The organism is Pandoraea sp. XJJ-1, assembly GCF_026802345.1.
GTDB classification, from domain to species: Bacteria; Pseudomonadota; Gammaproteobacteria; order Burkholderiales; family Burkholderiaceae; genus Pandoraea; species Pandoraea cepalis.
Genome location: NZ_CP113827.1, coordinates 4,894,143 through 4,907,520, shown reverse-complemented (window position 1 = coordinate 4,907,520; position 13,378 = coordinate 4,894,143). Strand labels below are relative to the sequence as shown.

Here is a 13,378-nt window from a genome sequence, read left to right as displayed (position 1 = left end):
GCCGAAGTTCTTACGACCGGCAGCCGCTTACGCAATAACCGTGCCTTCGTTGCTTAAGTCCTTGATCGGGAAGGACTCCGGCATGTCGTGGCCTGCGTTGCACAAGGCATCGACCGACGAAGCGCGATGAATTGGCGTTGGATTGTCTCGATTTGGAGACGGATGGCGAGCGTCGTTTGCCCAATGACGGCTGAAAATTGCCTGGCGTGATTGCCGGGAAGGCGTTTTCACGGATGGAGTTGGTGTCTCTGTTCGTGGAATAATCGTCTCGAAATATGGACAAATGACGATTTCGAGATGACTGATACCAACAATCCGGACGCCATCGCGGTCGGTAAGGCGCGTGGCTTGCTTTCCGATTACGGGTTCGTTCGCAAGCAAGCCATGCAGTCGCTGTTCGAGACGCTGGACAATTCCAGCGAAGGCACTGTCGTCGTCGACAGCGACGCACGGATTGTCTGGATCAATCGAAGTTACGCGGCCCGCTTCGGGTTCACCAATCCAGACGAGGTGATCGGCCTGGATTGCGAAACCGTGATTCCCAATAGCCTGATGCGCGAAGTCGTGGCGACGGGCCGGCCAATCTTGCTCGATATTCTCGAAACCGGGCAGGAGCCGCTGGTGGTCACGCGCCTTCCAATCCGTGACTCGCAAGGGGGAACGATTGGCGCGGTGGGGTTCGCGCTATTTGACGAGCTGAAGGCGTTGACGCCGATGTTCAGCAAATACTCGCGACTGCAGTCGGAACTCGTTGCGACTCGTCAATCGCTGGCGCAGGCGCGGCGGGCGAAATACAGCTTTTCGAGTTTTGTCGGCACCAGTGCGGCAAGCCTGGAGACCAAGCGCCTCGGGCGTCGCGCCGCGCAGCTCGATTCGCCGGTGTTGCTGTTGGGGGAAACGGGTACCGGCAAGGAGTTGCTGGCCCATGCGATTCATGGCGCATCCGCGCGCGCGGACAAGCCGCTGGTCACAGTGAATGTCGCCGCGATTCCCGATGCGCTGCTCGAAGTGGAGTTCTTCGGCGCAGCGGCCGGTGCCTATACCGGAGCGGACCGTAAAGGCCGAACGGGCAAGTTTGAACTGGCGCACGGCGGAACACTCTTCCTTGACGAAATTGGCGACATGCCGCTATCCCTGCAAGGCAAACTGTTGCGGGTCTTGCAAGAGCGCGAATTCGAGCCGATAGGGTCGAACCGTGTCGTCCAGACGGACGTGCGCATCATCGCCGCCACGTCGGCGGATTTGCCGAACCTGGTCGCACAAGGGAAGTTCCGGGCCGACCTGTACTATCGCCTCAACGTGTTGATGATTCGGGTTCCGCCGCTGCGCGAGCGTCCGTCGGACATCGAGGCCATGTCATATGCGATTCTGGACAAATTGAGTTCGCGCCGCGATGCGGGTCATCTGGAATTGAACGAAGACGCCATCGGGCGACTCAGGGCCTATCGCTGGCCGGGGAATGTCCGCGAATTGCACAACACGCTCGAGCGCGTGGCGTTGCTCTCCGAGGGGGGGCGCATCGACGCGCGTTCATTGGCGCGCTTCATTGGCGACGGCGTCGGCGCGCAAAGCGAACCCGATGGGGCAGCGGATGCGGAGACGGTCGTCGGTCAGGCGAACGGCGATCTGGGCGCGGATGACGTGCCGCGATACGACGAGGCGATGAAGGCGTTCGAGCGTCAGCTGTTGATCGACGCGTTGCGTGCCGCAGGCGGGCGGGTCGCGGAGGCTGCCGCGCGATTGGGTATCGGGCGCGCCACACTGTACAAAAAGATGGCACTCCTGGAGATCGGCGCGTAGCCGCGCCAGCCGAACGACGATCGTTCAATGTCGGAACGTGTGAAAGCCCCGCCGGCAGTGACGCCGGCGGGGCTGTTTCCAACGTATCGCAGGGGACGTTGCAATACGATCAGAAAATGACGGCCATGCCCAGCATGCCGACGAACTGGCCGGACGTGCTCGACCCGGTCAGGTTCTGCGAGTCGCCGACGGCCGGCGAGGCGGCGATGATGTTCCCCGCCCCGTTCTTGCCCAGCGTCTGCCCGCTCGCGTGCTGATAGGCCTGAAGCGCATACAGCACCGTGCGCTTCGACAACCGGTAGTACTCACGCAGCGAAAACTGATGATAACGCGCGCTGTCTGTCACGCCGTTCGCACTCGTCGCGGCGGTGTACGAATAGCCCGCGCCGACGTCGAAGGCCGGCGTGAGCTTGTACACGCCCAGCACGCCCACCGTATTGAAGATCGCCGAGTCGGTGAAGATCGAACGGCTGCCAGGCAGATACGTGACGTGCGAGATGTTCGCGCCGAGAACGAAGTTGCCGAACGAATAGTTGCCCGCCGCCGCCCACTGCTCCAATGCCCGCGCACTGACATATCCCTGGTTCAACACGGACGTGCCGAAAGAGCCCGTCGACGCACTGTCGAACCCGGTCGTCGTGGCCGCATTGTTCAGGCGCAAATAGCCCGCACCGACGGACACCGGCCCATTGTCGTAACGCAAGGCCGCGCTGATCGTGCTGCCCTTGCCCGTGCTGCCCGCCTGGCCGCCGAACGCATACATCACGCTGGCTTGCAGGCCCGCATACGTTGGCGTCGTGTAGACAATCGAGTTGTTGATGCGGATCGTCGTGTCGAGGCCGTCGATATCGCCCGGATGCGCGCCGGTGGCGCCCGTCAGCAGGTTGCTGCCCGTGAGCGGGCCGACGAACTGGTAATACGGCGTGTACTGACGACCGATCGTCGCCGTGCCGAAATTGTTGTCCTGCAGGCCGACGAATGCCTGGCGATTGAACAACTGACCGGCGCTCGCGGCTGCGCCCGTGTTCAGGTCGAAGCCGGCCTGCACGTCGAAGATTGCCGCGGTGCCGCCGCCCAGATCCTCGCGTCCGCGCAGGCCCCACTTCGATGCGTAAAGATTGCCCTGCCGCAGATAGACGTTCGACGCGCCGTTTTGGTTGTTTACGTAGGTGACCGCGCTGTCGACCATCCCGTAAAGCGTGACGTTCGATTGCGCGGCGGCCGCGCCGGCAATCGTCATCCCGGCCGCAAGTGCGACCGCGCGCCTGCACTGACGTGCATTCCTCATGTGTGTCTCCTTCTTGGTGATTGACGTGGGTGGTGCTTGTTTTTCTGGAACCCAGTGATTGCGCGACGCCGCACTCAGCTACGCAGTGCCGACTGCGCGGCCAACCGCACGGACGCATTGGGGGCGCCGTAGCCGTCATAGCCGCCGCGCCGCTCGACCAGTTCGAAGAAGAAGCGGTGATCGACTTGCGCCGTATAGGCGTGCAGGAACTCGCCGCCGCTCGCATCACGGTCGAACAGAATGTTGTGCTTGCGCAGGGTGTCGACGAACGCCTCGTTCAGGCCGAAGCGCGCGGCAATGTCGTTGTAATAGCTTTGCGGAATTCGCAGGATCGGCACGCCGTCGCCTTCCAATCGACGAACCGCCAGGGCGATATCGTCGGTGCGGAACGCCACGTGGTTCAGCCCGGAGCCCTTGTAAGCGGAAATCGTCTCCGAGTGGATCGTGCGCGGATCGACCGACGCGTTGAGCACAATGCGCACCGATCCGTCATGGCTGCGGATCGCCTGGCTCTGGATCTGCCCGTAAGGATCGTGCAACACGACGCTGTGCTCCGCCTGGAATCCGAACACCGACCGGAAGAACAGCGCCCAACGTTCGAGCGAGCCGCCCGGCACCGACAGCGCCACGTGATCGACCGCCGTGATCGGGCCGGTCTGAGTCGGCCCGTCGATGTCTGTGAGATGGAAGTCGGACTCGAACAGTGTCGGCGCATCGGGCAACTCGTCGACGAGATAGAAGAGGCTCTGGTCAGGGGCGAGCACGGCGGGCACATTGCGCTCGTTCGGTCCCACGCGTCCTTCGAAGCGCGCGTAGCCGACTTGCGTCGCACGCGTCACGGTGTCGTGCGCCGACGGCACGCGAAAGGCCGATGCGCACAGCGATACGCCGTGGTGCATGAAGAACGCACTGGCGAACGAATCGGACTCGGCGTTGAGGATGATGGACGCGCGGCCGTGCTGAAACAGCGTGACATCCTTGGAGCGATGGCGGCCCATGCGCAGGAAGCCGAGCTTTTCGAGCCACGTCGTGAGCGTGGCGCGCGCGTTCGCATCCACCGCAAATTCCAGGAACTGAAGGTCGATGGCCGCCGGGGCCGGGGGCAGGCTCGTCAGCGTGTCGAGTCCGCGCGTCGCCTTGTCGTCGACCAGCACATCGCGCACCTGGGATTCGAGATAGCGCAGCGAGCGAATGCCATCCTTGGCGGTCGACTCGGCCGGGGCAGCCCGGAATCCGTCGTTGAAAATCTCCAGCGACAGCGGACCCCGATAGCCTGCCGCCAGCGCGGTGGCGACGAAGCGCGTCACATCGAGGTCGCCCTGGCCGGGGAAGCAGCGGTAATGGCGGCTCCATTCGAGCACGTCCATCTTGCGCAGCGGCGCGTCGGCGACCTGCAGGAAGGCCAGCTTCTCGCCGGGGATCGATGCCAGGTCGGCGAGGTCGTCACTGATGGACAAGGTGTGGAAGCTGTCGAGCCCGAGCCCGAGGTGCGGGCTGTTCACCGCTTTCACGTACTGCCAGGCGTGGCGATACGAGTTGACATGGGCGCCCCAGGCAAGCGCCTCGTAGGCGATGACGATGCCGGCCTGACGGGCGAGTTCCGCAAGCGCGCCAAGCTGATCGATCGCCAGGCGATCGTCCCGAATCACGTTCGGCGACACATTGCTGCACACCAGCATCGTGTCGACCCCGAGCGCGTGCATCACGTCGAACTTGCGCCGCGCCCGCTCGAGGTTCTGATCCAACTGGGTCGGCGACACGCCTTCGAAGTCGCGAAACGGCTGATACAGAAAAATCGCAAGCCCGAGATCGCTGGCCATCGAGCGCACCGTCCTGGGTGCGCCGTCGAAGTACAGCAGGTCGTTCTCGAACAGTTCGAAGCCGTCGAAGCCGGCGGCGGCAATGGCCGTCAGCTTGCTCGGAAGCATGCCCGACAGCGATACGGTGGCAATGGATGTCTTCATGCGCGGTGCGATCCGATCGCCCCATGGCGGGGCTGAAAGCTACGTGATTCGATGATCGATGATTGGTTATACCCACCAGTTAGATCATGCATAACTAAAGGTAATCCAATTGATGTAACGGTTGTGAGGCAAATTATAGTAACTAACTAGATGGTTAAAATTATAGTTAACCCCAGATGACGCCCGACGTTTTTGTTCTCAGAATCGGTGGCCTGATGAGCGTGAATCGGTGCTGTGCCGCCGAATGGCGACCCGCCCCGACCCTCCCCCCTGAGTGCTGGAGGGTGTCGCGCCAGCAGGTAACGTGAAGAGGAGTGAAGGGATGTCGAATGGAATGAGGCCGTCGGTATGGGTGCTGAACGGGCCAAATCTGAACATGTTGGGAACGCGTGAGCCGACCATCTACGGCTCGGAGACGCTTGCCGATATCGAGGCGAAATGCCGTCGCGTCGGCGACGCACTGGGCGTGGACATTCGTTTCCATCAATCCAACGCCGAGCACCAGATCATCGACTGGATTCATCAGGCCCGTGTCGAAGCGCACGGTATCGTGATCAACCCCGCCGCCTACACGCATACGTCGGTCGCCATTGGCGACGCGTTGCGCGCATCCGATCTGCCTGTCGTGGAGGTGCATCTCTCGAACGTGCACCAGCGCGAGGCGTTTCGCCATCGTTCCTATGTGTCCGCGGTGGCGCGCTGCGTGATTTGCGGCGCGGGCTCCGACGGTTACGAGTATGGCTTGCGCTACCTGGCCAAGCTGCTGGGCGACGCGACGGAGTGAGTATGAAGAACGATCTGCGAGTCGAGCCGAAGTCGTGGCTCATCGGCCTCATCGGCGACGGCATCGGTGCCTCGATGTCCCCGGCCATGCACGAGGAGGAGGCGCGCCGCATGGGCGTGTCGTATGTCTATCGCCGTATCGATATGGCGGAACTCGGGCGCGGCGCCGCGGACCTGCCGGCCACGGTGAAGGCGCTGGAGGCGGCGGGCTACGATGGCTTCAACGTCACGTATCCGTACAAGCAGGCCATCATCGCGCAGCTCGACGAGTTGTCCGAAGACGCGAAAGCGCTCGGTGCCGTGAACACGGTGGTGTTGCGAGGCGGGCGCCGGATCGGCCACAACACCGACTGGTCGGGCTTCTACCGTGCATTCCGCGAAGGCATGCCGGGCGACGTGGCGATGGCGCGCGTGGCGCTGATCGGCGCCGGTGGCGCGGGTTGCGCCGTCGGTCATGCCGCCATGAAGCTTGGCGCGCAGGAGCTGCGTGTGTTCGATGTCGACGCCGCGAAGGCCAACCACCTTGCGCAGGATCTCGCGGGGCGCTTCCCGAAGGCGCGCGTGCTGGCCGTCACCAGCATTGCACAGGCGCTGGACGCGGCCGACGGCGTGATCCACGCGACCCCCACCGGCATGACCAAGCTACCGGGCATGCCGATTCCGGCGACGTTGCTGCGCGCCGCGATGTGGGTGGCCGACATTGTGTATTTCCCGCTGGAAACCGAACTGATCCGTACCGCCCGGTCGGTGGGCTGCCGCACGCTCAACGGCGGCGGCATGGCCGTCTTCCAGGCGGTGGATGCCTACGAGATCTTTACGCGGATGGCACCGGATCCCGATCGAATGCTCAATCACTTCCGAAGTCTGCTGTCGAGCTGATACCCTTTCCCTAGGAGGAGACATGTCTTACCCATCACAAAGCGCCGGATCTCAAGGCGTAGAAGCACGAGCGAAGGGCGGCCCGAACGTGGCGGCCGGTACGAAACGAACCAACGCGCGCTACAAGATTCTCGCGCTGCTGGCGATCGGCACCATGATCAATTACCTCGATCGCACGGTGCTGGGCGTTGCCGCACCGCAGCTGACCAAGGAGTTGGGGCTGTCGGCCGCCGTCATGGGCATCGTGTTCTCGATGTTCTCGTGGAGTTATGTGCTCGCGCAGGTACCGGGCGGCATGTTCCTCGACCGCTTCGGCAGCAAGATTACGTACTACCTGGCGATGACGCTCTGGTCGATCTGCACGCTCGCGCATGGCCTCGTCACCGGACTGTCGGGGCTGATCGCCTGCCGGCTCGGACTGGGGCTGGTCGAAGCGCCTTGCTTCCCGGTCAACAGCCGCGTCGTTGCCACATGGTTCCCGCAGACCGAGCGCGCGATGGCGACCGGCACCTATACCGTTGGCGAATACATCGGCCTGGCGTTCTTCTCGCCGGTGCTCTTCGCCATCACGGGCGCCTTCGGCTGGCGCGTGTTGTTCATCACCGTGGGTGTAGCGGGGGTGTTGTTCGGGCTGGTGTGGTGGCGTTTCTACCGTGAACCGCAGGATCACCCGGGGGCCAACGCCGCCGAGCTGGCCTACATTCGCGGCGATGAAGCGGCCACGCCGGCGGTTGCCGTCGAACGGCAGCCGTTCAGTTGGAAGACGGTCGGTCAGCTGATTCGTCGCCGCCAGTTGCTCGGCATCTGTATCGGCCAGTTCGCGGGCAACTCGACGCTCGTGTTCTTCCTCACCTGGTTCCCGACGTACCTGGCGACCGAGCGTCACATGGGCTGGCTCAAGATCGGCTTCTTCGCCATCCTGCCGTTCATCGCGGCATCGGTGGGGGTGATGTTCGGCGGCTCGCTGTCCGACTGGTTGCTGCGTCGTGGCCTCTCGGCCAACGTGGCCCGCAAGCTGCCGATCATCGCAGGGTTGCTGGGCGCATCGAGCATCGTGGCGGCGAACTATGTCGACAACAATGCCGTCGTCATCGCGATTCTGTCGGTAGCGTTCTTCGCGCAAGGCATGGCGGCGCTGGGCTGGACGCTGGTCTCGGACATCGCGCCGAAGCACCTGTTGGGCCTGACGGGCGGTATCTTCAACTTCGCGGCGAACCTCGCCGGTATCGTGACGCCGCTCGTGATCGGCTTCATCGTCGCCGCAACCGGATCGTTCGTCTGGGCGCTCACGCTCATCGGCGCCATCGCGATCATCGGCGCGCTGTCCTACATCTTCGTGGTGGGGGACATCAAGCGGATCGATCTGGCAAGCTGATCGACGTGGCACGCCAATGAAACGCCCCGGCACGCCGTCAAGGCGTCCGGGGCGTTTCGCATGTCTTCGACCACGGATCGAATCGAGCGAGTGCGCAATTGGCGTCGTGTGATTCGCGCGATGGCCGGGCGATTAACTGTACGCGCGATGCTACCGCTCAGGCGGCGACGTAACGCTGCACGACGTCGACGAGCGTGTCGCGATGCTGCGTGCGCAAGCGCGCGTGAGACGGGTCTCGCCCGAAGGCCGCCGCCCATGTGTAGCGGTTCGAAATGCGATGGAAGCAGAACGAGCTGATGATAAGGTGCAGGTCGACCGCGTCGATGCCCGCGCGGAACTCGCCGGACGCGGTGCCGCGCGCGAGCAACGATTCCAGCGTGTTGATGATGGTGGCGTTGCGGTTCTTGAACGTCTTGAGTTGCTCGACGTACTTCGCCTGATGAATGTTTTCGATGGCCACGAGGCGCACGAAGTCGCGATGCTTATCGTGGTAATCAAACGCGAACTCGACCAGTGTGCGCATGCCCTCGGCGGGATCCATGGCATCGACGTTCAGTGCCTGCTCGAGTACGCGGATGTCGCTGTACACCTTCTCGAGCACGGCTTCATACAGCTTCTCCTTGCTCTCGAAGTAGTAATAGATCATGCGCTTGGTCGTGTGCGTGCGCTCGGCGATCGCATCGACGCGCGCGCCCGACAGACCCATCGTGGAAAACTCGTGCGTCGCGATATCCAGAATGTTCTGCTTGGTCTGTTCGGCATCGTACTTGCGCCGGCCGTCGGCGGCGGGCGCCGCCGCGACAGACCCCGGACTCTCAGATTTCACCGCGCGCTTCATAGCTATTGGCTGGCAACGAAAATGAGAATGTTAGCACGCAACAATCTCGGCCAACGCCCCGTGTCGCCAGCGTCGTCGATGCCTGCAATCCCTTGAGCGTCCGGCACAGCGGCGCCTCGATCGCTGCCTGTTCTGCCGGCTCATCGCATGGCGCGCGGGTCAGCGCGCCATGCGTCGCACATCGCCCGATGACTCAGAAGAAGCCGAGCGGATTGACGTCGTAGCTCACCAGCAGATTCTTCGTTTGCTGATAGTGATCGAGCATCATCTTGTGCGTCTCGCGGCCGATACCGGACTTCTTGTACCCGCCGAACGCGGCGTGCGCCGGATAGAGGTGGTAGCAGTTGGTCCACACGCGTCCGGCCTGAATGCCGCGGCCCATGCGATACGCGCGATTGATGTCGCGTGTCCAGACCCCGGCGCCCAAGCCGAACTCGGTGTCGTTCGCGATCGCCAACGCTTCCGCTTCGTCCCGGAACGTGGTCACCCCAACGACCGGGCCGAAGATCTCTTCCTGGAATACGCGCATGCGGTTATCGCCCTTGAGCAACGTCGGCTGAATGTAAAAGCCCGACGCCAGCGGTCCGCCCAGCGCTTCGATGCCCCCGCCCGTCAACACCTGTGCGCCTTCCTTGCGGGCGAGATCGAGATACGTGAGGATCTTGTCGTACTGCTGCTGCGACGCCTGCGCGCCGACGGCCGTGTCGGTATCGAGCGGATCGCCGCGCTTGATGCGCGCCACCCGCGACATCACCACTTCCATGAAGGGCTCGTAGATCGATTCCTGCACGAGTGCCCGCGACGGACACGTGCACACCTCGCCCTGATTCAGGAAGCCCAGCACGAGACCTTCGGCCGCCTTCTCGATGAACGCCGGCTCGCCGTGCATGATGTCGTCGAAGAAGATATTCGGCGACTTGCCGCCCAGCTCGACCGTGCTCGGGATCAGGTTGGCCGCCGCCATCGACAGAATGTGGCCACCGACCGGCGTCGACCCGGTGAACGCGATTTTCGCGATGCGACGGCTCGTCGCCAGCGCTTCCCCGGCTTCCTTGCCGAAGCCCTGCACGACGTTGAGCACGCCGGGCGGCAGCAGATCGCCGACCAGCTCGGCGAACAGCGTGATCGAGAGCGGCGTCTGCTCGGCAGGCTTGAGCACCACGCAGTTTCCGGCCGCGAGCGCCGGCGCGAGCTTCCACGCGGCCATCAGCAGCGGGAAATTCCAGGGAATGATCTGGCCGACGACACCCAATGGCTCATGAAAGTGATACGCGGCCGTGTGCTCGTCGATCTCGGCGGCGGTGCCCTCCTGCGCGCGAATGCAACCGGCGAAGTAGCGGAAGTGATCGATCGCCAGCGGCAGATCCGCCGCGAGCGTCTCGCGCACCGGCTTGCCGTTGTCCCACGTCTCCGCCACGGCGAACCGTTCGAGGTGCGCTTCGAGCCGGTCGGCAATCTGCAACAGAATGCGCGAGCGCGCCTGCACCGACGTCTTCCCCCATTTGGGCGCCGCCGCGTGTGCCGCATCGAGCGCCAGCTCGATATCCGCCCCGTTGGAGCGTGGGAACTCTCCGATAACACCGCCGGTGACGGGCGATGTGTTGGTGAAATAACGGCCTTCCACGGGCGGAACGAACTTGCCGCCGATGTAGTTCTCGTAGCGCGTCTGCAAAGTCAGCAGGGCACCGGGGGTGCCGGGCGGGGCGTATCGCATGGTGTGTCTCCGGATAATTGTCGTGTCGGTGGCGCGGCGGCCACACAGGGCAATAAGCAAGTCGCGGGCCACCCGGGGCCGGTCGCCGATTCACGGGCCAGACGCCGGTTCGACAACGGGCGATGTGTGCCGAATCCGAGACAGGGTTGTCTCGTGCCATGACACGGTTGTCTCATCCTCATGACAGGCAATCGCCCAATGGCCATCGATTGACATACCGCATTGCAATCGCCTCCGGCATGGGACATGCTTCGGGAACGACTACGAGATCATCCGGCACGGGGGAGACGACCAATGCCAGCCAAGACAGAATCCGCGCACGCGCGTCGTGTGCAGGATGTCGTACAAGGTCACCTGTCGTCCGTCGCGACGGCGACGGACCCGAACATCGCGAGTTCATGGCGCCGATGTCTCGACACCTACGCGCTCGATCCGGGGGCGCGCATGACGCCGCGGGTGTTGGCGTCGTCGCAACTGCGTGAGCGGCGCAGCGCGATGGAGCGGCTGTGTCATGTCTCCATGCCGGTGCTCGAGCGTTTGCAGCGTCAGTTGATGAATCCGCGCCAGGCCGTGCTGCTCACGGCCCCTGACGGCGTGATCGTCGACTCCCGGCTGCACGACGACACGCGCGACGACTTCCACCGCGCAGGCTTGTGGCCGGGCGCCGACTGGAGCGAGTCGTGCGAAGGGACCAACGGCATCGGTACCTGCGTGGTCGAGCGCGCGCCCGTCATCATCTGCCAGCAAGATCACTTCCGCGCGCTGCACACGCCGCTCACCTGTACGGCAAGCCCTGTCTTCGCGCCGCAGGGGGACTTGCTTGCCGTGATCGATGTCTCGTCGACGAGCGCCGATGAGACCCGGCAAAGCCAGTTTCATACGCTGGCGCTCGTGAACCTGTCGGCCAAAGTCGTGGAGCGCGACTATTTTTTCCAGCACTATCGCGACGAGTGGCTGCTGCAGTTGCAGGAACCTGGCGACCATTTGGGTGACTTCGCGCAAGCATTGCTTGCGTTCGACGACGCCGGCCATATTCTCGCTGCCAATCAGAGCGCACTGAATCGCCTCGGCGCGACGCGCGACGCGCTGGTGGGCACGCGCGTGGATCGATGGTTCGCGCAAGCGCTCGACACCCTGCTCGCGCAAGCGCATCCGGCGCCGAGTGCGTGCTGGCCGATTCGGACGCATACGGGCGAGGCGCTGGTGGCGATGGTGCGTTCGCCGTTGCGTGCGGCGCGCCGGGCAACGCGTGCGGTGAGCGTGCCGCATGAGGCGGCGGTCGAGCCGTTTTCCGATCCGGTGCTGGCGCGTGAATTTTCGCGTGCGTGCCGCGTTTTCGCGCATGACGTGCCGGTGCTGATTCGCGGTGAGACCGGCAGCGGCAAGGAAGTCTTCGCGCGCGCCGTGCATGCGGCAAGCGCACGGGCCAGCGGCCCGTTCGTGGCGTTGAATTGCGCGGCGATTCCGGAGTCGCTGATCGAGAGCGAACTGTTCGGCTACGTGGGCGGCAGCTTTACCGGGGCGCGCAAGGAAGGGATGGCCGGAAAGCTATGGCAAGCCAACGGCGGCACGCTGTTTCTCGACGAAATCGGCGATATGCCGTTCGCCATGCAAACCCGTTTGCTGCGCGTGCTCGAAGACCGCAGGGTGTCGCCGCTCGGCGGTGGCGAACCGGTGCCGCTCGATATTCGCGTGCTCAGTGCAACGCACCGAGATCTGTCCGAACGGATTGCCGAGCGGCAGTTCCGCGAAGATCTTTTCTATCGGTTGAGTGGCCTCGAGGTTCGCGTGCCGTCGCTGCGCGAGCGCGACGACAAAGTCGACGTGATGCACACGCTGCTGGCGCAGGCCTGCCCTCAAGGTCCCATCGGCCTGACGGACGCCGCGCGGGATCGGCTGTGCGCGTATCCGTGGCCCGGCAATGTGCGTCAGATGCGCAGCGTGATTCGAACGCTGGTCGCGCTCAGCGAGCGCGGCGTCATCACGCTGGACGACCTGCCGGACGCATTGCGCGACGCATCGGGGCTTCCCCCGGTCGACCCGCCGGCGGAGGCGCCCCTGGAAGCGGCGGAACGCCAGGCGTTGCGCACAACACTTGATGCCTGTCAGGGGCAGGTCAGTGCCGCAGCGCGCAAGCTCGGCGTGAGTCGGAATACGCTTTATCGAAAGTTGAAGCGATTCGGCCTGCTGCGCGGATAACACCGGTCGCGCAGCCGCCGAGCGGGGCATTCACTTCATCGGGATCGGCGTTGCGCGATCCACGGGAACGGCGGTCACGCTGTTCTGCGGGGAGCCGTCGATGAGCTTGTCGGAGTAGGTGAGATAGACGAGTGTGTTGCGCGCCTTGTCGACCATGCGCACGATGCGCAGCTTCTTGAAGAGCGGAGACAGGCCTTCCGAGAAGACTTCTTCCTTCTTGGGCAGTGGCCCTTCGAACGACACCGGCCCGACCGCGCGACAGGCAATCGAGGCTTCCGCCTTGTCTTCCGCAAGCCCGACCAGGCCTTTGAGTCCACCGGTTTTTGCGCGCGACACGTAGCAGGTCACGCCATGTACCTTCGGATCGTCATAGGCATCGACGACAATCTTGTGATCCGGCCCCACGAGCTTGAACGCGGTATCGACGTCGCCGATCTTCTCGGCATGCGCCCAACTCGTGGCGACCATCAGTGCCAGGGCGGCGGCTTTCTTCATGAGAATGTCTTCCGTCAGGAGTCTACGGCGGCTGCGACCGCAT

At 63.7% G+C, this 13,378-nt stretch carries 10 protein-coding genes; 5 read left to right on the top strand and 5 right to left on the bottom strand.

The window, feature by feature from the left end:
- Window positions 1–297 precede the first annotated feature (297 nt).
- Complete coding sequence (locus OYT13_RS22635; protein ID WP_268566973.1) at window positions 298–1,800, top strand: sigma-54 interaction domain-containing protein; 1,503 nt, start codon at window positions 298–300, stop codon at window positions 1,798–1,800.
- Window positions 1,801–1,909: 109 nt separating this feature from the next.
- Here the strand turns inward: OYT13_RS22635 and OYT13_RS22630 are convergent, their stop codons facing one another.
- Window positions 1,910–3,088 (bottom strand): porin, encoded by a 1,179-nt coding sequence (locus OYT13_RS22630; protein ID WP_442796434.1) that lies wholly within the window; start codon window positions 3,086–3,088, stop codon window positions 1,910–1,912.
- A 74-nt stretch (window positions 3,089–3,162) separates the two neighbouring features.
- The gene (locus OYT13_RS22625; protein ID WP_261939671.1) at window positions 3,163–5,052 is read right to left on the bottom strand and encodes a bifunctional sugar phosphate isomerase/epimerase/4-hydroxyphenylpyruvate dioxygenase family protein; all 1,890 of its coding nucleotides are present in this window, start codon (window positions 5,050–5,052) and stop codon (window positions 3,163–3,165) included.
- A 322-nt stretch (window positions 5,053–5,374) separates the two neighbouring features.
- On the opposite strand from OYT13_RS22625, the gene aroQ reads away from it, so the two are divergent.
- From aroQ to OYT13_RS22610, 3 genes are read left to right on the top strand one after another with little or no spacing between them, the layout of a single operon-like run.
- The gene (gene aroQ, locus OYT13_RS22620) at window positions 5,375–5,836 is read left to right on the top strand and encodes a type II 3-dehydroquinate dehydratase (RefSeq protein ID WP_017234626.1); all 462 of its coding nucleotides are present in this window, start codon (window positions 5,375–5,377) and stop codon (window positions 5,834–5,836) included.
- A gap of 2 nt (window positions 5,837–5,838) precedes the next feature.
- Window positions 5,839–6,714, top strand: coding sequence for a shikimate dehydrogenase (locus tag OYT13_RS22615; protein WP_017234627.1), 876 nt, complete (start codon window positions 5,839–5,841; stop codon window positions 6,712–6,714).
- Between the two features lie 22 nt (window positions 6,715–6,736).
- Complete coding sequence (locus tag OYT13_RS22610; protein WP_268566972.1) at window positions 6,737–8,089, top strand: MFS transporter; 1,353 nt, start codon at window positions 6,737–6,739, stop codon at window positions 8,087–8,089.
- 157 nt (window positions 8,090–8,246) lie between these two features.
- Here OYT13_RS22610 and OYT13_RS22605 read toward each other — a convergent pair whose 3' ends face one another.
- Together OYT13_RS22605 and exaC are read right to left on the bottom strand one after the other, a co-directional pair.
- Window positions 8,247–8,927, bottom strand: a complete 681-nt coding sequence (locus OYT13_RS22605) for a TetR family transcriptional regulator (RefSeq protein WP_017234629.1) — start codon at window positions 8,925–8,927, stop codon at window positions 8,247–8,249.
- Between the two features lie 193 nt (window positions 8,928–9,120).
- Complete coding sequence (gene exaC / locus OYT13_RS22600) at window positions 9,121–10,641, bottom strand: acetaldehyde dehydrogenase ExaC (RefSeq protein WP_268566971.1); 1,521 nt, start codon at window positions 10,639–10,641, stop codon at window positions 9,121–9,123.
- Between the two features lie 294 nt (window positions 10,642–10,935).
- Here exaC and OYT13_RS22595 point away from each other — a divergent pair, with 294 nt between their 5' ends.
- The gene (locus tag OYT13_RS22595; RefSeq protein WP_268566970.1) at window positions 10,936–12,840 is read left to right on the top strand and encodes a sigma-54-dependent Fis family transcriptional regulator; all 1,905 of its coding nucleotides are present in this window, start codon (window positions 10,936–10,938) and stop codon (window positions 12,838–12,840) included.
- A 30-nt stretch (window positions 12,841–12,870) separates the two neighbouring features.
- Here the strand turns inward: OYT13_RS22595 and OYT13_RS22590 are convergent, their stop codons facing one another.
- Window positions 12,871–13,335: a CreA family protein gene (locus OYT13_RS22590; RefSeq protein ID WP_268566969.1), complete on the bottom strand. Its 465-nt coding sequence runs from the start codon at window positions 13,333–13,335 to the stop codon at window positions 12,871–12,873.
- Between the last annotated feature and the right edge of the window lie 43 nt (window positions 13,336–13,378).

Bases quoted from the DNA above. Each gene is read 5' to 3' on its own strand.
- OYT13_RS22635 (WP_268566973.1), top strand. From the start codon at position 298: ATGACTGATACCAACAATCCGGACGCCATCGCGGTCGGTAAGGCGCGT.
- aroQ (WP_017234626.1), top strand. From the start codon at position 5,375: ATGTCGAATGGAATGAGGCCGTCGGTATGGGTGCTGAACGGGCCAAAT.
- exaC (WP_268566971.1), bottom strand. From the start codon at position 10,641: ATGCGATACGCCCCGCCCGGCACCCCCGGTGCCCTGCTGACTTTGCAG.
- OYT13_RS22605 (WP_017234629.1), bottom strand. From the start codon at position 8,927: ATGAAGCGCGCGGTGAAATCTGAGAGTCCGGGGTCTGTCGCGGCGGCG.
- OYT13_RS22590 (WP_268566969.1), bottom strand. From the start codon at position 13,335: ATGAAGAAAGCCGCCGCCCTGGCACTGATGGTCGCCACGAGTTGGGCG.
- OYT13_RS22630 (WP_442796434.1), bottom strand. From the start codon at position 3,088: ATGAGGAATGCACGTCAGTGCAGGCGCGCGGTCGCACTTGCGGCCGGG.
- OYT13_RS22615 (WP_017234627.1), top strand. From the start codon at position 5,839: ATGAAGAACGATCTGCGAGTCGAGCCGAAGTCGTGGCTCATCGGCCTC.
- OYT13_RS22595 (WP_268566970.1), top strand. From the start codon at position 10,936: ATGCCAGCCAAGACAGAATCCGCGCACGCGCGTCGTGTGCAGGATGTC.
- OYT13_RS22625 (WP_261939671.1), bottom strand. From the start codon at position 5,052: ATGAAGACATCCATTGCCACCGTATCGCTGTCGGGCATGCTTCCGAGC.
- OYT13_RS22610 (WP_268566972.1), top strand. From the start codon at position 6,737: ATGTCTTACCCATCACAAAGCGCCGGATCTCAAGGCGTAGAAGCACGA.